This is a genomic window from Devosia ginsengisoli (genome assembly GCF_024707105.1).
GTDB classification, from domain to species: Bacteria; Pseudomonadota; Alphaproteobacteria; order Rhizobiales; family Devosiaceae; genus Devosia; species Devosia ginsengisoli_A.
The window spans coordinates 64,052-80,451 of the sequence record NZ_JANQAJ010000011.1 but is presented as its reverse complement, the minus strand read 5'-3'; the positions used below and the strand labels follow the sequence as shown (position 1 = coordinate 80,451).

14 protein-coding genes and 1 pseudogene are annotated in these 16,400 nt (G+C 63.1%); 7 read left to right on the top strand and 8 right to left on the bottom strand.

The genetic code is table 11. From position 1 onward, the window contains the following. Positions 1 to 7: 7 nt before the first annotated feature. The 3 genes from NVV79_RS14400 to NVV79_RS14390 form a co-directional block, all read right to left on the bottom strand. Positions 8 to 655, bottom strand: a complete 648-nt coding sequence (locus NVV79_RS14400; protein ID WP_303990903.1) for a PilZ domain-containing protein — start codon at positions 653 to 655, stop codon at positions 8 to 10. 138 nt (positions 656 to 793) lie between these two features. Continuing rightward, positions 794 to 1,450: a PilZ domain-containing protein gene (locus tag NVV79_RS14395; RefSeq protein ID WP_303990900.1), complete on the bottom strand. Its 657-nt coding sequence runs from the start codon at positions 1,448 to 1,450 to the stop codon at positions 794 to 796. A 132-nt stretch (positions 1,451 to 1,582) separates the two neighbouring features. Then, complete coding sequence (locus NVV79_RS14390) at positions 1,583 to 3,103, bottom strand: ABC-F family ATP-binding cassette domain-containing protein (protein WP_303990897.1); 1,521 nt, start codon at positions 3,101 to 3,103, stop codon at positions 1,583 to 1,585. 484 nt (positions 3,104 to 3,587) lie between these two features. On the opposite strand from NVV79_RS14390, the gene NVV79_RS14385 reads away from it, so the two are divergent. Further along, positions 3,588 to 4,607 carry a hypothetical protein gene (locus NVV79_RS14385; protein ID WP_303990895.1) on the top strand — a complete coding sequence of 340 codons (1,020 nt, stop codon included), beginning with the start codon at positions 3,588 to 3,590 and terminating at the stop codon, positions 4,605 to 4,607. Then, positions 4,607 to 5,218, top strand: coding sequence for a hypothetical protein (locus tag NVV79_RS14380; RefSeq protein WP_303990893.1), 612 nt, complete (start codon positions 4,607 to 4,609; stop codon positions 5,216 to 5,218). The genes NVV79_RS14385 and NVV79_RS14380 overlap by 1 nt, the downstream gene beginning before the upstream one ends. 395 nt (positions 5,219 to 5,613) lie before the next feature. Here the strand turns inward: NVV79_RS14380 and NVV79_RS14375 are convergent, their stop codons facing one another. Next, on the bottom strand, positions 5,614 to 5,937 hold the full coding sequence (locus NVV79_RS14375) for a hypothetical protein (RefSeq protein ID WP_303990891.1): 324 nt from the start codon (positions 5,935 to 5,937) through the stop codon (positions 5,614 to 5,616). A gap of 196 nt (positions 5,938 to 6,133) precedes the next feature. Between NVV79_RS14375 and parE the strand changes: the two genes are divergently transcribed. The 5 genes from parE (at position 6,134) to NVV79_RS14350 (ending at position 12,709) form a co-directional block, all read left to right on the top strand. Beyond that, positions 6,134 to 8,158 (top strand): DNA topoisomerase IV subunit B, encoded by a 2,025-nt coding sequence (gene parE / locus NVV79_RS14370; protein WP_369684736.1) that lies wholly within the window; start codon positions 6,134 to 6,136, stop codon positions 8,156 to 8,158. A gap of 494 nt (positions 8,159 to 8,652) precedes the next feature. Further along, complete coding sequence (locus NVV79_RS14365) at positions 8,653 to 10,146, top strand: DEAD/DEAH box helicase (protein WP_303990888.1); 1,494 nt, start codon at positions 8,653 to 8,655, stop codon at positions 10,144 to 10,146. Between the two features lie 149 nt (positions 10,147 to 10,295). After that, positions 10,296 to 11,369 carry a GGDEF domain-containing protein gene (locus tag NVV79_RS14360; RefSeq protein ID WP_303990884.1) on the top strand — a complete coding sequence of 358 codons (1,074 nt, stop codon included), beginning with the start codon at positions 10,296 to 10,298 and terminating at the stop codon, positions 11,367 to 11,369. A gap of 89 nt (positions 11,370 to 11,458) precedes the next feature. Then, positions 11,459 to 12,172, top strand: coding sequence for a transcriptional repressor LexA (lexA, locus tag NVV79_RS14355; RefSeq protein WP_146289165.1), 714 nt, complete (start codon positions 11,459 to 11,461; stop codon positions 12,170 to 12,172). A 324-nt stretch (positions 12,173 to 12,496) separates the two neighbouring features. After that, on the top strand, positions 12,497 to 12,709 hold the full coding sequence (locus NVV79_RS14350) for a cold-shock protein (protein ID WP_056230464.1): 213 nt from the start codon (positions 12,497 to 12,499) through the stop codon (positions 12,707 to 12,709). 250 nt (positions 12,710 to 12,959) lie between these two features. Here NVV79_RS14350 and NVV79_RS14345 read toward each other — a convergent pair whose 3' ends face one another. The 4 genes and pseudogenes from NVV79_RS14345 to NVV79_RS14330 all read right to left on the bottom strand — a co-directional run bounded on the left by NVV79_RS14345 (position 12,960) and on the right by NVV79_RS14330 (position 16,338). Then, on the bottom strand, positions 12,960 to 13,490 hold the full coding sequence (locus tag NVV79_RS14345) for a putative immunity protein (protein WP_303990877.1): 531 nt from the start codon (positions 13,488 to 13,490) through the stop codon (positions 12,960 to 12,962). A 20-nt stretch (positions 13,491 to 13,510) separates the two neighbouring features. After that, positions 13,511 to 14,011 (bottom strand): putative immunity protein, encoded by a 501-nt coding sequence (locus tag NVV79_RS14340; RefSeq protein WP_303990875.1) that lies wholly within the window; start codon positions 14,009 to 14,011, stop codon positions 13,511 to 13,513. A gap of 15 nt (positions 14,012 to 14,026) precedes the next feature. Next, positions 14,027 to 14,413 (bottom strand): GFA family protein, encoded by a 387-nt coding sequence (locus NVV79_RS14335; protein ID WP_303990872.1) that lies wholly within the window; start codon positions 14,411 to 14,413, stop codon positions 14,027 to 14,029. A 114-nt stretch (positions 14,414 to 14,527) separates the two neighbouring features. Beyond that, positions 14,528 to 16,338: pseudogene (locus NVV79_RS14330) on the bottom strand (IlvD/Edd family dehydratase). Between the last annotated feature and the right edge of the window lie 62 nt (positions 16,339 to 16,400).

Below are 16,400 nucleotides of genomic sequence, written 5' to 3'. Positions count from 1 at the left end.
CCAGCCCTCACTGGACTGGCGGCGCCATCAGAAGTTCGAGCCGGTCGAGTTCCTGCAGGCCGATGAACTGCAGGGCGAAGCCGACATCGAGGTAGCGCACCACGCGACCGACGAGCTTGCCGACGGCCATGGGCGTGCCGAGACCGGGCCAGATATCGGCCGAGACGGCCGCGCCGGACTGCGAGATATCGATGACGAAACACGGAATCTGGCTGCCGTCGGCGAGTGTGAGCAGCGTGCGCGGGTCGCGCGGCAGGATGCGCTTATGCTCCCGCTTGTCGGGAACCTGCTCATGGACGCGCTTCTTCTGCCAGACGATCTTGCCGCCCAGCTTGTTGCGATCGACATCGTTCAGCAGCAGGTCCATGACGAAGCCCGATGGCAGCTTGCGCGTGATCTTGCCGCGCAGGATGCCGAATTCATCGAAATGAGCCGTGACGGATTCACCCTCGCGACCGGTCACCGGACCGACCACCACCGCCAGCCGCGTCGAGATCGAGCAGAGCCGGCAGGCATAGACGGACACTTTGCCATCGTCGCCGACGCGGCGGTCGGACAGCGCATACCGCCCCGCCACGGCACCGATGAACCGGACATCATGCCAATCAAAATGCGACCGTGACGGCGCGGTATCGCCATCGACGCTTTGAAACATGGGTCCCTCGCCCCAATCGTTCCCAATCGGAACGAAACGATAGGGGCTAGTTCTTAAGGACTTCTCCAAATTTACCTGTGAGTTTGATCGCTTGCCGCCGTCGGCGCGCGATCAACTTATCGCATGGTTAGCGGGACCCTACGCAGATAGTTGCGGAACTGCGGGTGGTGGCGCGGACAGGCGTTCTTCGAGCTGGTCCTGCGCGTAAATCTCGGTAAACGCCACGGCAAAGCCGATATCGAGGCGTCGCACGACACGACCGACCATGCTGCCCACCGCCAGGGGCGTGCCGCATCCAGGCAGGACGGAAGCCGAAATGGCCGCCCCCGACCGGGAAATGTCGATGACGAAGCACGGCAGGTGCTTGCCGTCGGCCAGGGTCAACACGCTCCGTGGCAGCCTGGGCAATATCCGCGGATATTCCCGCTTGTCCGGCGTGTGGCTCGTCGCGCACTGCTTCCTCCAGCGAATTTTCGCCGCCAGCTTGTCGCGCCCGTCCTCATCCAAGTCGATATCGAGCACGAAGCCGGTTGGCAATTCGCGGGCGACCCGTGTGCGCAACAGCCCGAAATCCTTGAAATGCGCCGCAACCGTCTCGCCTGTCCTGCCGATAACGGGAGCGACCAGCACGGCTTGGTGCGGTGAAATCGAGCAGAGCCGGCAGGCATAGACCGGCGCCGCTCCATCTGCGGTGGTGTCGCGTCTTTCCGACAATGTGTAGCAACCGTTGAGCGCGCCAATATATCTGACGTCGTCGTGTCGCACCGGCCTGGCCGAAACTACTGCCCCTTGCACTTTCCACCCTCCAAGTCAGACAAGCAAAGGTAGTAGAAATATCTAAACAATTTACGTACGACATAATGCTCAGAATATTCGTAGAACTTTACTTCGGCATTTAGTGCGATCGATCTACGTGAATGCTGAACATCATCCGCGTTCCGCGGCCATTTCGGCGAAATGCGGCTCAGGAGAGTCCACTTCGCGCAGGCGGCTTTTTTCGATCACCAGGAACCGACTGCCCAGCCCGCGCACGAAGCTGCGGTCATGCGACACCAGGATACAGGTGGCGCCATGGGTGAGGATTTCGTCCTCCAGCCGCTCCTGCCCCGGAATGTCCACATGGTTGGTCGGCTCATCCAGCAGGTAGAAATTGGGTTCGAGCAGACGAATAGCCAAAAGACCCAGCCGGGCGCGCTGGCCGAAGGACAATTCGGCGATCGGCCGATCCTGCTTCTCAACGGCAAAGCCGGCCGCCGCGAGCAGGCTCTTGCTGCGCTGGTCGCCCTGGTCAAAGCGGCCGGTAATGTAGCCGAGTGGGGATTCTTTCGCCGGCAGGAAGCTCATGGCCTGATCGACATAGCCGGGCACCACCTGCGGGCTGACGCGGATGCCCGGCGTCTCCGTACCGGTCATGGCGCGGTGGACGAGACCGATGAACTGGGACTTGCCGGTGCCGTTGCGGCCCAGGATGACCAGCCGATCACCCTGGAAGATATGGAGCTTGTCGATGCGGAACAGCTTGTCGCCGACCGGACTGGTGACGTCGACATTCTCGATGGCCAGCATGACCTTGGCCTGGGCGCCGCTATTGCCCAGCCGGATTTCCCCGCTCCGCTCCTTGTGCACCGACAGCACGGCGCTTTCGATCTTCTCGGCGCGCTCGCGCAGATATTTCGATTTCACCGTCAGCAGGTCGCTGCCTGAATTGATGCCGATATTGGTGAGCTTGGCCGCCTGCTTGCGGAGACGGCTGACCTCCTTGAGGTCCTTTTCGCGCTTCGCCTCGGCAGCTTCGTCGGCTTCGGCCAGCGCCAGCCGGGCCTTGCTGTAGGGCAAGGCGAAATAGTGGCTGGCATCGGGCCTGAGGAACAGGGTGCGGTTGGTGGTGGCGTCGAGGAACTGCCGATCGTGGCTGGCGATGACGACGGGGATGTTGCGGGCCGCCTGGTTGATCCAGTTTTCGAGCTGGAACAGCTTGCCGAGGTCGAGATGGTTGGTGGGTTCGTCCAGCAGGAGGGCATCGGGCTGCAGCACCCAGCAGCGGGCGATAAGGGCGATACGCTGCCAGCCGCCACTGAGTTCGGTCAGCTTTCGATGACGCATCGCATCGGGCGTTTCGAACTCGTCGAGCACCACGTCGACTCGCCAGCTGTCGGTGTCACGATCAACAGGCGGCAGGGCCTCGAGCACGGCATCATAGAGGGTAAGGCCCATGCTGGCGGCAGGCATGTCCTGTTCAACATAGCCCACGGTGAGGCCACGTGAGCGCACGATATCGCCTGTCGTCAGCTCCCCCTGCCCGGCCATGGCGCGCAGCAAGGTGGTCTTGCCCCGGCCATTGCCAGCAACGAGACCGACGCGATCGCCGTCGCCGATGACGAAATTGAGGTTGGAAAAGAGAGTGTCAGTGGCCACGAGGCCGGCATTGCGGAGGCTGATGGAGCCCATTGTCTTGTCTCACTGGTGCGGCGCGAGAAAGCGCCAAAATCCTGTCAGGCGGTCAGAGACCGCCACGAAGGGCAAACCAGAATGGGAGAGACAGAAGGGAAAAGTCCGTACCAGTACCGGTCAGCCCTGCAACGTCTGCTGCAGGGCCTGGACAGGGCCGCACTGACGATGATGATCAAATACAATCATGCAGCCCTCCTCTGGTTCGTGTTGGACTGAAGCAATTCATAGCCAAAGCAGCGGCGGAAATCAATTTGCACGAAGCGTATGCGAAAAACCGGTCATTCATTTGAATGATGTGGGCGCTTAAGCAGTCACGTAATTTTGAGCAGATCCACCGTCGAGGAATCCGGCGCCTATGCTCGATCAATTCCGTGCTGCCCGACCCATCCCTCGCGCAGCGGCATTGTGCCTGGCGCTCATTTTCGCCTTTGCCGCGAGCAGCCCGGCCGTGGCTCAGGCGACCTGCGACACGACTGGAGGGTTGGGGCCGGCAACCGCGCCGGGCATATATTCATTTGCCTGCGGGGACGCCGCCGAGGCTTCGGGAGTGCAAAGCACCGCTATCGGCACCGGAGCGGAAACTGGCGGCAGCTCAGGCACGGCGATTGGCAGCTTTGCCGGCTTTGATATGACCGGCACCGGTAATAGTGTAGTGGGCGGTGGTTCGATCAACCCCGATGCAGGTGATGCGGCCCCATTTTTTAGCTTGAATGGCGCCGGTCATCACACGGCCGGTAACGGCAATTCCGCCTTTGGCGCCGGCACAGGCACATATGTGGTTGGGGACGGCAATTCGGCCTATGGCGCCGATTCCGGCCGCTACATTACCGGCACGAACAATACCGCAATCGGCGCGGGAGCCGGCTCCGGCACGTTCGACGACCGTCGCACCATCAGCAATAGCACCTCCATCGGCGCCGGCGCCCAGGCGGTGCGCGACAATCAGATGGCGTTTGGTACTGCCGCCAATACTTACACGATGGCTGGCATCAAAAGTGCCGCAAGCACGGCGGCGCAGGCCGGCGCGACATATCTGGCGACCACCGACGCCAACGGTAACATGGCCGCTACGGCTTTCACCACGGAAGAGCTTGTCGCCACTGTGGGGCAAAGTACAGCCGCCAATATTGCCCAGGACGCGAGCATCGCTATTCTTGCCGATGGCCTTATCGACAACACCAATGCGATCGGCGAGCTCGACGGCCGTGTCGGTGCCCTGGAGAATAACAGTGCGGCGCTGTCAAACCAGATATCGGAAACCCGCACGGAGGCCCGTCAGGGCATCGCTGCCGCCATCGCCATGGCCAATCCCGGCATGCCCTCGGCACCCGGCAAGACGACCTGGGCGACCAATGTCGGCTACTTCAAGGGCGCCATGGCCTTCGGCGGCGCGCTGACCTATCGCTTCGACACCCCTGCCCCCACAGCTTTCAGCCTGGGCTATTCCTATGGCGGCGGCGAGTCACACGCGGCGCGTGTCGGGCTACAAGGCGAGTTCTGATGCGGTTCGGCACCTCGGTAGCCGCTGCGACCTTGCTGATCGTCGCGGGCTGGCTGGTGCCGGCCGAGTTGGGCCGGGTTCTGGCCCAATCGGAGGAGACGGCGCCGGCGGTCGAGCCGGAGCCGGCCAATATCGACCGCAATGGCGTACTGATCCTGGTTCGGACGGCGCTGCTGGCGCTCGACCAGGCCAACAAGACGGGGAACTACACGGTCTTGCGGGACCTGGGCTCACCCGGCTTCCAGGCCAATTCCGCCGCGCAACTGGGAGAAATCTTCGCGAGCCAGCGCGCCAATGGGCTCGACCTGGCTGGTGTCGCCGTGCTGGAACCGCAACTGACCGTGCTGCCGCAAATCCGCGGCGATGGCATGCTGCGCATGGCGGGCTTCTTTCCGTCGGTGCCGACACAGGTCAATTTCGACCTGCTGTTCACCCCCACCAACCGGCAATGGCGCCTGTTCGGCATCTCGATCAATCTAACGCAGGGTGGACCAGTTGCGCCCGAAGCGCCCCTGGCACCTGCCGAAGCGGCGCCAGAGGAACCGCCCGTGGCGCCGGTACCGCAGATACGTGTCCGCCCGGCCGAGGAGGTTGAACCTCAGGCTAGGTAGAACAGTGCGGAAATCAGAACAAGAACCCCGGAACGCGGGGCGGTGAGCTTGGCCAGCCGGTACGCAATACCTGAAAACCCGGCTTGCGGCCAAACACCTGAGGCAACCGAACCAGCAGAGACCTGGTACGCAGAACGAGGATCCCGGTCGGTTCGCATACGGCAACTCCAGACAAAAACCGTATGTGACGGTTCTAGCAGCGTGCCTTTAAGAAAGTGCTTTCAAGAAGCAAATGGAACGTAAATCCGGCGCCCGATCTTGGGACGGGTTTGTATGGATCTGGGCAAGGCTCTCCCGAGACCTCACCCTGAGCGTGTCGAAGGGCGAGGTCGGGCGAGTGGAGGCCGTGTGCCACGACCTCGTGGTTCGACGCGCTCACCATGAGGTCTACTGGCCTACCCCGCTGGGCGCAGTTGGGTGCGGTCCTCGATGCGGCCGGTGCAATAGTTGAAGTCGAGCAGGTAGACCCAGTCGCCGCGGGTGGCCCGGACTTCGACATGCTTGTTTGTCATGACATTGAGGTAGATGTTCGTATAGCCGCGATCGGCCACGGCCTGGCGGACCTCATAACCGCTCATGCAGGTAATGCGTTCGGGGAAGAAGTCGGATTCCTCGTCGCCAAAGAAGATGCCGAAGCTGGCGGACTGAGCCTGGGCGGGAATGGTGACGCTGGTGCCGAGCAGCAGCGCCGCCAGGGCGATGGCGATGGACTTGGTCATGACGGCCTCCGTGTCATTGATGCAATCGGGCAGCATGCCGGATCGGGCTTGAACCCAGGCGAAACCGGCCGTTCATCTGGCGTTCAGCTTTGTGGAGAAAGCCCGGGGCGGCAAGTAGTTCCGGCATGGAGCGACCCGCGACTGGGATATGCTAAAAGGCGGAATTGCCTGATTCGGGCACGAATATGGAATGTGCATGTCGCAAGCAGAAGACCTTTTCGGCGGCGGGGACGAACCCGATCGCCCCAATATCCAGCCTGAACCGGCCAAGCCGGTAGCCAAGGCCGGCGCCAATGCGCCCGGCTCCTATTCGGCTGCCGATATCGAGGTGCTGGAAGGGCTGGAGCCGGTGCGCCGCCGTCCCGGCATGTATATCGGTGGCACCGACGCCAATGCGCTGCATCACCTGTTTGCCGAAGTCATCGACAATTCCATGGACGAGGCCATTGCCGGCCACGCCACCCGCATCGAAGTGCATCTGGGCGAGGATGGGTTCATCACCGTTTCCGACAATGGGCGCGGCATCCCGGTCGAGAACCACCCGAAATATCCCGGCCGCTCGACGCTGGAAATCGTCCATACCGTGCTCCATGCCGGCGGCAAGTTCGATTCCAAGGCCTATGAGACCTCCGGGGGCCTGCATGGCGTCGGCGTCTCGGTGGTCAACGCGCTTTCGGACAGCCTCGTGGTCGAAGTGGCGCGCGAGCAGCAATTGTACCGGCTGGCCTTTTCGCGCGGCAAGCCGCTGGGCGAGATCGAGACCCTGGGCCGGGTGCAGAACCGGCGCGGCGTGACCACCCGATTCCATCCCGATCCGCAGATCTTCGGCGACCACGCGCACTTTTCCGCCGCCCGCCTGTTCCGCATGACGCGAGCCAAGGCCTATCTCTTCGCGGGTGTCGAACTGCGCTGGAGCTGCGACGAGTCCCTGGTGACCGAGGACGCGCCGGCCAAGGCGGTGTTCCACTATCCCAATGGCCTCAAGGACTTCATGACGGCGCGTATCGAGGGCGAGACGCGCATTGTCGACGAGCTGTTCGCTGGCGTTCACGGCAAAGCGGGCAGCCACGGAGCGGTGGAATGGGCCGTCGCCTGGACGCTCGGCGATGGCGGGGTCTCGTCCTATTGCAACACCGTGCCCACGCCCGATGGCGGTACGCATGAGGCGGGCCTGCGCACCGCCCTGCTGCGCGGCCTCAAGAATTATGCGGAGCTGACCAAGAACAGGGGCGCAGCCATCCTCACCGCCGATGATGTCTTCGCCCATTGCAGCGCCATGCTATCCGTCTTCGTGCGCGAGCCCGAATTCGTCGGCCAGACCAAGGACAAGCTGGCTTCGGGCGAAGCCACGCGCCTGGTCGACACGGCCCTGCGCGACGCCTTCGACCACTGGCTGGCCGCCTCGCCCAACCAGGCGGGCAAACTGCTGGACTGGGCCATCGAGCGGGCCGAGGAACGGCTGCGCCGGCGCAAGGAAAAGGAAATCGACCGGGCCAGCGCCACGCGCAAGCTGCGCCTGCCCGGCAAGCTGGCCGACTGCACGCAGACCGCGGCACAGGGCGCGGAACTGTTCATCGTGGAAGGCGACTCTGCCGGTGGCTCAGCCAAGCAAGCGCGTAACCGCGCCAACCAGGCAGTGCTGCCGCTGCGCGGCAAGATCCTCAACGTCGCCGGGGCCAGCCGGGAGAAGATGCATGCCAGCCAGCTCATCTCCGATCTCATCCAGGCGCTGGGCTGCGGCACGCGGGACCGCTATCGCGAGGAAGACCTGCGCTACGACAAGATCATCGTGATGACCGATGCCGATGTCGACGGCGCCCATATCGCTTCGCTGCTGATCACCTTCTTCTTCCAGGAGATGCCCAAGTTGATCGATGCGGGGCACCTTTATCTGGCCCTGCCGCCGCTCTATCGCATCAGCCAGGGCGGCAAGACGCTCTATGCCCGCGACGACGCCCACAAGAATGAATTGCTGGAAACCGAATTCACCGGCAAGGGAAAGGTGGACATGACCCGCTTCAAGGGGCTGGGCGAAATGCCCTTCGCGCATCTGCGCGAGACCACCATGTCGCCCAAATCCCGCACGCTGCTGCAGGTGAAGGTGCGGGACGACCTGGACGCGACCCGGATCAGCGTCGACCGGCTGATGGGCACCAAGCCCGAGGCGCGGTTCGACTTCATCCAGGAAAATGCGGCCTTCGTGACCGATCTGGACGTTTAGGCGCAATATCCGTGCCATGCGGTGAACCCGCTCGGGCAGGTTGGCATACATTCACAGATCGTCACCCTCGGGCTTGACCCGAGGGCTCTATACTTTACCGACGTTCAGCAAGTGCAACACCCTCGGGTCAAGCCCGAGGGTGACGATCGAGTTTGTTGCGCGTCACCAGCAAGGGGCCGCTGCTCCTTGAGAGTGAAGTGGCCCAATTAATCCTAACGCCCGCAAAACCGTTGACAGGCAAGGCCTTTGCGCTATGGTCCGCGCCGCTGGAGCAATTCCGGCTGGACGGTTTGTCATCATGACATCACCCGCCTCTGCCAAACTGCCTCAGGGCCACTCCGTATCTGCACTCGCTGCATCCCGTTCGGTGGCCATCCAGTGGTGGACGTATTCGCATAGCTTTTCCAGTCCACGGCTGAAGACCCCGGCGCACCGTTCGAATGTCTCGGACTGGACCTGGCCCCGGGCCACATTTCTGAGTGGAATTACCTGATTTGACTGATGATTTTTCCGGGCTGGGCCTGTCCACCAAAGTAACCGACGCGGTGACTGCTGCCGGCTACACCAAGCCGACCGAAATCCAGGCGCAGGCTATCCCCCATATCCTGCAGAAAAAGGACGTCATCGGCATTGCCCAGACCGGCACCGGCAAGACGGCTTCCTTCGTCCTGCCCATGCTGACGCTGCTGGAAAACGGCCGCGCCCGCGCTCGCATGCCCCGCACGCTCATTCTCGAACCGACGCGCGAACTCGCGGCGCAGGTCAGCGAGAATTTCGAGAAATACGGCAAGAACCACCGCATCTCGATGGCGCTGATCATCGGCGGCGTCTCCTTCGAGGACCAGAACAAGAAGCTCGATCGCGGCGTCGATGTGCTGATCGCCACGCCCGGCCGCCTGCTCGACCAGTTCGATCGCGGCAAGATCCTACTGACGGGCGTTGAAATCCTCGTCATCGACGAAGCCGACCGCATGCTCGACATGGGCTTCATCGACGATATCGAAAAGATCGTGTCGCGCCTGCCGCCGCGCCGGCAGACCATGCTGTTCTCGGCGACGATGGACAGCCAGATCGAGAAGCTGACCAAGAAGTTCCTCAAGGACCCCGTGCATGTGCAGGTGTCCCGCGCCGCTTCGACCGCCGACACGATCGACCAGAAACTGGTCAAGGTCGGCTCCAAGCCCGAGGAAAAGCGCGCCGCCCTGCGCGAGCGCATCCGCGCTGCCGATGGGCTGACCAACGCCATCATCTTCTGCAATCGCAAGCGTGACGTGGCAACGCTGGCCCGCTCGCTGGAGCGCCACGGCTTTTCCGCCGGCGGGCTGCATGGCGACATGGACCAGAAGAGCCGCACCGAGACACTCGACGCGTTCAAGAACAACCGGCTGACCCTGCTGGTCGCCAGCGACGTGGCCGCGCGCGGGCTCGATATTCCCGCAGTGAGCCATGTGTTCAACTTCGATGTGCCCGTGCATGCCGAAGACTATGTGCACCGCATCGGTCGCACCGGCCGCGCCGGGCGTTCCGGCGTTGCCTATACGCTGGTGGCGCCGGCCGATGGCAAGCATCTCGATGCCATCCTCAAGCTGATCCAGAAGCCGATCGACTATCTGGAAACCGGCAGCAAGGCGACGCAAGCCGCCACCCCGACCGAAGACGGCGCCGAGCGCCCTGCCCGGCCCGCAAGGTCGCGCCGCGGCGGTCCGCGGACCCGTGCCGAGGCCGAGGCCAATGCCACGGCCGAAGCGGCGGCGCCTGCGCCCCGGACACGCCCTGCCGCCAAGGCCGCGCCTGTCGAGGCGGAAGAGCCTGCACCCGAGCCGGCGGCAAAGCCAGAACGCAGCGGCCAGCGCCCGCCGCGCAGCCGCGGCCGGCAGCGCCCGGAAGCCGAACAGCCCGATTCGGACTCGGGCGCCGGCAACTCTCCGTTCGGCAATGACGGTCCGATTCCTGCGTTTTTGCTGCGCCCGACCCGCGCCGCCAGCTAATTTGATCTTATTTCATTGTGCAAGCAGCCGTTTTATTGCTGCTGCACAGTTGTCTTCATTAATACTGGCGCGATATTCATCATTGATGACTCGGCCGCAGGAGATTCAGGAGGCGGCCAGGTCCGGCGCAACCACGCGCGAGGGAAGCTGTGTCGGAACAGGAATTCAAACGCGCGCTCGGCTACGCGAACTCTGCCTTTGACCTGCTCAAGCGCAGCGGGATACCGCCCTATCCGCAATTCTACGAACTGCTCTATACTTACGCGACGGGCGTCAATCCGACGCTGAACAACCGGATCAACGCCATTTTCCGCAATGGCGATTCCCCTTCGGCCAATCTTGCCGAGGCGCTTTACAACGAATTCCTCAAATCCGACGTCAATGACCGGATGTCCAACGTCTCGGAGCGCATGCATGCGCGCATCGAGGCGGTCCATGAGGCCATCGACTCCGCCATGACCACGGCGAATGCCTATTCCGGCTCGCTGCAATCGGCGAGCGGCGACCTGGAACGCGATATTTCCGCCGAGGCGATGAAGGCGCTGGCCGAGCGGCTGCTGTCCGAAACGCGGCGCATGCAGGACACCAACCGGGCGCTCGAGCAGAAGCTGGAAGCCTCGCGCGACGACATTGCCTCGCTGCAGCGCGATCTCGACGATGTCAGGCGCGAATCCCTGCTCGACCCGCTGACCAAGATCGCCAACCGCAAGAGCTTTGATGACGGCATGGAAGCGGCCATTGCCGAGGCTCAGGAAAACGGCACGCCGCTCTGCCTGATGATCGTCGATATCGATCATTTCAAGAATTTCAACGATACTTATGGCCACCAGACCGGCGACCAGGTGTTGCGGCTGGTGGCGATGACCCTCAAGTCCAATATCAAGGGCAAGGACCTGGCGGCGCGCTATGGCGGAGAGGAATTCGTGGCCATCCTGCCCTCGACCGATATCGAGGGCGCGGTGATCGTGGCGGAGAATATCCGCCGCGCCATCCAGGCCAAGGAACTGCTGAAGCGCTCGACCAACGAGAAACTGGGCCGCATCACCGCCTCATTCGGCGTGGCCGCCTACGAGGCCGGCGACACGGCCACCATGCTGATCGAGCGCGCCGACAGGTGCCTCTATGCCGCCAAACATGCCGGCCGCAACCGCGTGGTCAGCGAGAGCGAACTGGAAGCCCTGCAGGTACAACTGCCGCAGATCCAGGACATATCGGCGGCCTGATCTGCACTATTGCAGAGAGTTATTGCAGAACATAACTGGAACACGTATAGTCGTTCTGTCTATGTTCCGATTCTCTCCCCGAGGGGCCAATGCTGACGCGCAAACAACACGAGCTGCTGATGTTCATTCATGAGCGGATGAAGGAAAGCGGCATTCCGCCCTCATTCGACGAGATGAAGGATGCGCTCGACCTGGCATCCAAATCGGGCATCCATCGCCTGATCACGGCGCTCGAGGAACGCGGCTTCATCCGCCGCCTGCCCAATCGGGCGCGAGCGCTGGAAGTGGTAAAGCTCCCGGATTCGATGAACCCCTCGCTCGGCGGCCGCAAGGTGCGCTTCGAGCCGTCGGTCATCGAAGGCAATCTGGGCAAGGTGGCCTCGCCCCCGTCGCGCATTTCGGCGACCGAGGACTATGTGCGCCCGATCTCCATCCCGGTCATGGGCCGCATCGCGGCCGGTACGCCGATCGAGGCGATCCAGACCCATTCCCATACGATCATGGTCCCGCCCGAAATGCTGGGTGCGGGCGAGCATTTTGCGCTCGAAGTGCGCGGTGACTCGATGATCGACGCCGGTATCTTCGATGGCGACACCGTGCTCATCAAGAAGCAGGATGCTGCCAGCACGGGCGAAATCATCGTCGCTCTCGTGGATGATGAAGAAGCCACCCTCAAGCGCTTGCGCCGCAAGGGCAATACGGTGGCGCTGGAAGCGGCCAATCCGGCCTATGAAACCCGCATTTTCCCGCCCGACCGTGTCAAGGTCCAGGGACGCCTCGTCGGCCTGCTACGCAAATACTGATTGCAGGGAGAGAAGCCGGCCTGCGGCACGGAGTGCTGGCGGCTGGCCTGAAAACGGCCGGATCGCCTGGCGTTTTCCGGCAAGTATTCGGCATCTCGTGGCAGGGGAAGGACGGGCAAAGCGCAGTGTTCGCAAACTCTTAGTAGCGTACATCTTGCGGAATGGCGGTTTCCGTGTCACATAGGGGCATACGTTTTCAGCCTAAGTCGGCTGCCTGACGCCGGCGTGTCCGGTCCGTGGCTTCCTTCTCTACCATGCGAACGTTATGTCCCCTTGGCATGTTGCCATCGGATAACCGCTCGTTAAGAGCAAAAGGAAACTATCATGGCCCTCATCACTGGCACCGTGAAATTCTTCAACACCACCAAGGGCTTCGGCTTCATTTCGCCTGAAAATGGCGGCAAGGATGCCTTCGTCCACATCTCCGCCGTTCAGCGTTCGGGCCTGCAGGGCCTGTATGAGAACGACAAGGTGACCTACGAGCTCGAGACCGGCCGCGACGGCAAGGAATCGGCGACCAACCTGACCCTGCTCTAGGCTTCAGGCACAGATGACGAGCGCGCTTCGGCGCTGCTCGCACAAGGACCACCGCGATGTTGAAAACGCGGTGGTCTTTTTTTGCCCGGGATTCGGCGGGAAGTTTGCCGGCGGTATGCGACGCGGAGCCGTGACCACAGGGTCCGCGCCGATCGGAGAAAACAGGGTTCCCGCTTTCGCGGGAATGACCTGGGGGAGTAAGAGATCGGAGCGGGGCGCTGATTGATTCCGCGCCGAGTATCGACCCGCCTTAAGGTATGGCGCGAAGCGCCGTGTCGAGTGTGCGCAGCAATTGGCCGACGCGACCGCTGCCCGGCGGGGCCGGAGGGAACTGGCGGAGCATGCTCAGGACATCCGGAGGTGCCCGCAGCGCGGCACGCTGGATATGGGCGTCGCCGACAGCAGGATCATCGCCTGCCGCAAGCTCGGCAGCTCTTGCGGCATGGGCGGCCGCGCCAAGGATATGTTTTACCTGGGTGGCATTGGGCAGCGGATGCAGATAGGCCGCCGCCGAAGCGGCCATCGCAGCCCGCGCCGCCTGGCTTGCCGCGGCATTGTCCGTCTCCTGCGCTGCCTTGAGCGCCGTCCAGGATGCATCGCGCAGGGCTTTCACTCGTTTGCCACCGCGTGCAAAGGCCAGCGCGGCATCCACCGCGTCGCGCGGGCGGGAATCCGAGGGCGCGGCTTGCTCGAAGAGGGCGAGCACGTCGGCCGCACTTTCGGCCGCATAGGCAGCCACCGCGCGAAGCGCGTCCAGTTCCAGAACGACCTCTCCGGCCATGCCGCCCTCCTGCGCGCCCATCAGCAGTCGAACACAAACCAGCAGGCGTGATTGCGCAACCGCTGGTCATCAAGCACCAGGTCCCGGATTTCATCCGGCAGTTGCCCGCGCTGCCATCGACACTCCCGGCGGCCAGCCTCTTCGCCGGCCGCCGCCTGCACAGCCCGTATCGCATAGGCCGCAGCACCCAGTTCATGCGCCGGCACATGGGCAACCGCCACGGCCTGGGCGGTGGCATAGGCGGCAAATTTCGCAGCGCCGGACACGTCGCGTGCCGCAGAACGGGCAGCGGCGGCCTTGAGCGCCTGGCGCATGGTGATCTCGCCACGCGTCCAGGCATGGTTTTGAGCGATGGCGTGTCTTAGGCGATCGTCACCCGGCAAGGCCGCTTCGAAGAATGGAAAGACATGCTCGGCGCAGGTGGCGGCCCATGTGGCAAGCAGCCGGTGGTCGCGGTCGCTCAGCGTGCCGCCGCGGCGGATCGTGATCAATCTGGGATCGCGGGGTTCGGTAAAAATCATGCTGCTTCGAGCGCCCTAGTCCAGATATTTGCCAGAACCCGCACCATCCTTCTGCCGCAAACGGGCCGCGGAGACCACGGCTTCGGGTAGCAGGCGCGCATTGATGCCGCGCGTGGTGCGGCCGGCGGAACGCGGCGCCCAATGGGTGACGCAGCCGCAATTGCGGCAACGGTGAAAATCCACATGCTTGCCGTTCCAGGCATAGCGGTCGGTTGCGCCGGGCTCGGGCAGGCCGGTGAGTTCGGCCGCGTCATAATAGACCCAGAGCACACCATAACGACGGCACAGGCTGCAGTTGCATTCGACCACCACGCTGGGCGCATGCGGCAGAACGATATTCACCGCGCCGCAATGGCAGCTTGCAATGGGGCCGGTTTGTGCGTCGCCTGTTGGCTCGGTCATGTCGTGTTTCCCGACTGCATTGCCGTGTCTATAGCACAGACGCCGAACCGGTCATGGCGATGCCAAAGCAAAGGGCCCGCACCATTGGTGCGGGCCCTGCACTATTGCCGGCGATCAGTGGTTGTCGCGCGGGACACCTTCGGTCTGGGCGATGCGCTGATATTTCTCGGCTGGCTTGAGAATGGCGCCATCGCCCAATTGGCCGACAATGCCGCGCTGGATTTCCTGCCAGGGCGTCTGGTGCCGGGGGAATTTGTAGCCCCCCGCCGCCTCGAGATCGGCACGCCGTTTGGCGATTTCCTCGTCGGAAATCAAGATATTGGCCTGGCCCTTGTTGAGGTCGATGCGCACGCGATCCCCGGTCTTGAGGATGGCAAGATTGCCGCCGGCAGCGGCCTCGGGCGAGGCATTGAGGATCGAGGGCGAACCCGACGTGCCCGACTGTCGGCCGTCGCCGATACAGGCCAGCGCGTGGATGCCCTTCTTGATGAGATAATCGGGCGGCCGCATGTTGACCACCTCGGCCGCGCCCGGATAGCCGATGGGACCGGCGCCGCGCATGAAGAGCAGCGTGTTCTCGTCGATCTCGAGCGCGGGATCGTCGATCCGGTGGTGGTAGTCCTCCGGTCCGTCGAACACCACCGCCTTGCCCTCGAACATGCCGGGATGGGCCGGATCGTTGAGGTAGCGGTCGCGGAACTCTGACGAGATCACTGATGTCTTCATGATGGCATTGTCGAAGAGATTGCCACGCAGCACCAGGAAACCGGCCTCGGCCTTGAGCGGATTGTCGAAATGGCGGATGACCTTGTCATCCTGGATGGTGGTGGCGCGGCAATTCTCGCCGATGGGCTTGCCGTTGACGGTAGGCGCGCCCTCGCGGATCAACCCCTGCCCCATCAGCTCGTTGACAACGGCCGGCACGCCGCCGGCATGGTAGAAGTCCTCGCCGAGATATTCGCCGGCCGGCTGCAGGTTCACCAGCAGTGGCACCTTGTGACCATGCCTCTGCCAGTCGTCGATATTGAGCTCGACGCCGATATGGCGGGCAATGGCATTGATGTGGATCGGCGCATTGGTCGAGCCGCCAATGGCCGAATTCACCACGATGGCATTGAGGAAATTGTCCTTGGTCATGATGTCGGAGGGCTTGAGGTCCTCATGCACCATGTCGACGATGCGCTTGCCGGTGCGATAGGCCATTTCCTGGCGGTCGCGATAGGGCGCGGGAATGGCGGCCGAACCGGGCAATTGCATGCCCAAAGCCTCGGCCAGCGAATTCATGGTCGAAGCCGTGCCCATCGTGTTGCAGAAGCCGGTCGAGGGGGCCGAGGAGGCCACCAGCTCGATGAATTGCGGATAGTCGATCTCGCCGGCCGCCATCATCTGGCGGGCCTTCCAGACGATGGTGCCCGAACCGGTGCGCTCGCCCTTGTGCCAACCATTGAGCATGGGGCCGACCGACAGCGCGATGGCCGGAATATTGACGGTGGCCGCGCCCATCAGCATGGCCGGCGTGGTCTTGTCGCAGCCGATGGTCAGCACGACGCCGTCGAGCGGATAGCCGTAGAGCACTTCGACCAGGCCGAGATAGGCGAGGTTCCGGTCGAGGCCGGCCGTGGGACGCTTGCCGGTTTCCTGAATCGGATGCACCGGAAATTCGATGGCGATACCGCCCGCCTCGCGGATGCCTTCGCGCACGCGCTCGGCCAGGACGATATGGTGGCGATTGCAGGGGAGAGGTCCGAACCAGTCTGGGCGATGCCGATGATCGGCTTGCCCGACTGCAGTTCTTCGCGCGACACGCCGAAATTCATGTAGCGCTCGAGATAGAGCGCGGTCATGTCCGGATTGTCAGGATTGTCGAACCAGGCGCGCGAGCGCAGTTTTTTGGGCGCCTCGCCGGAGCCATTGCCTGCAGTCATCTCATCTTTCCTCTTGGGTCCGCGGTGCGCGACACTGCCCGCCGTTTGGAGCCGTTCTAACA

What these genes read in the sequence shown, in the direction of transcription:
- NVV79_RS14400 (WP_303990903.1), bottom strand. Translation starts at nt 655, where the DNA reads ATGTTTCAAAGCGTCGATGGCGATACCGCGCCGTCACGGTCGCATTTT.
- NVV79_RS14390 (WP_303990897.1), bottom strand. Translation starts at nt 3,103, where the DNA reads ATGGGCTCCATCAGCCTCCGCAATGCCGGCCTCGTGGCCACTGACACT.
- NVV79_RS14380 (WP_303990893.1), top strand. Translation starts at nt 4,607, where the DNA reads ATGCGGTTCGGCACCTCGGTAGCCGCTGCGACCTTGCTGATCGTCGCG.
- NVV79_RS14375 (WP_303990891.1), bottom strand. Translation starts at nt 5,937, where the DNA reads ATGACCAAGTCCATCGCCATCGCCCTGGCGGCGCTGCTGCTCGGCACC.
- parE (WP_369684736.1), top strand. Translation starts at nt 6,134, where the DNA reads ATGTCGCAAGCAGAAGACCTTTTCGGCGGCGGGGACGAACCCGATCGC.
- lexA (WP_146289165.1), top strand. Translation starts at nt 11,459, where the DNA reads ATGCTGACGCGCAAACAACACGAGCTGCTGATGTTCATTCATGAGCGG.
- NVV79_RS14350 (WP_056230464.1), top strand. Translation starts at nt 12,497, where the DNA reads ATGGCCCTCATCACTGGCACCGTGAAATTCTTCAACACCACCAAGGGC.
- NVV79_RS14345 (WP_303990877.1), bottom strand. Translation starts at nt 13,490, where the DNA reads ATGGCCGGAGAGGTCGTTCTGGAACTGGACGCGCTTCGCGCGGTGGCT.
- NVV79_RS14340 (WP_303990875.1), bottom strand. Translation starts at nt 14,011, where the DNA reads ATGATTTTTACCGAACCCCGCGATCCCAGATTGATCACGATCCGCCGC.
- NVV79_RS14335 (WP_303990872.1), bottom strand. Translation starts at nt 14,413, where the DNA reads ATGACCGAGCCAACAGGCGACGCACAAACCGGCCCCATTGCAAGCTGC.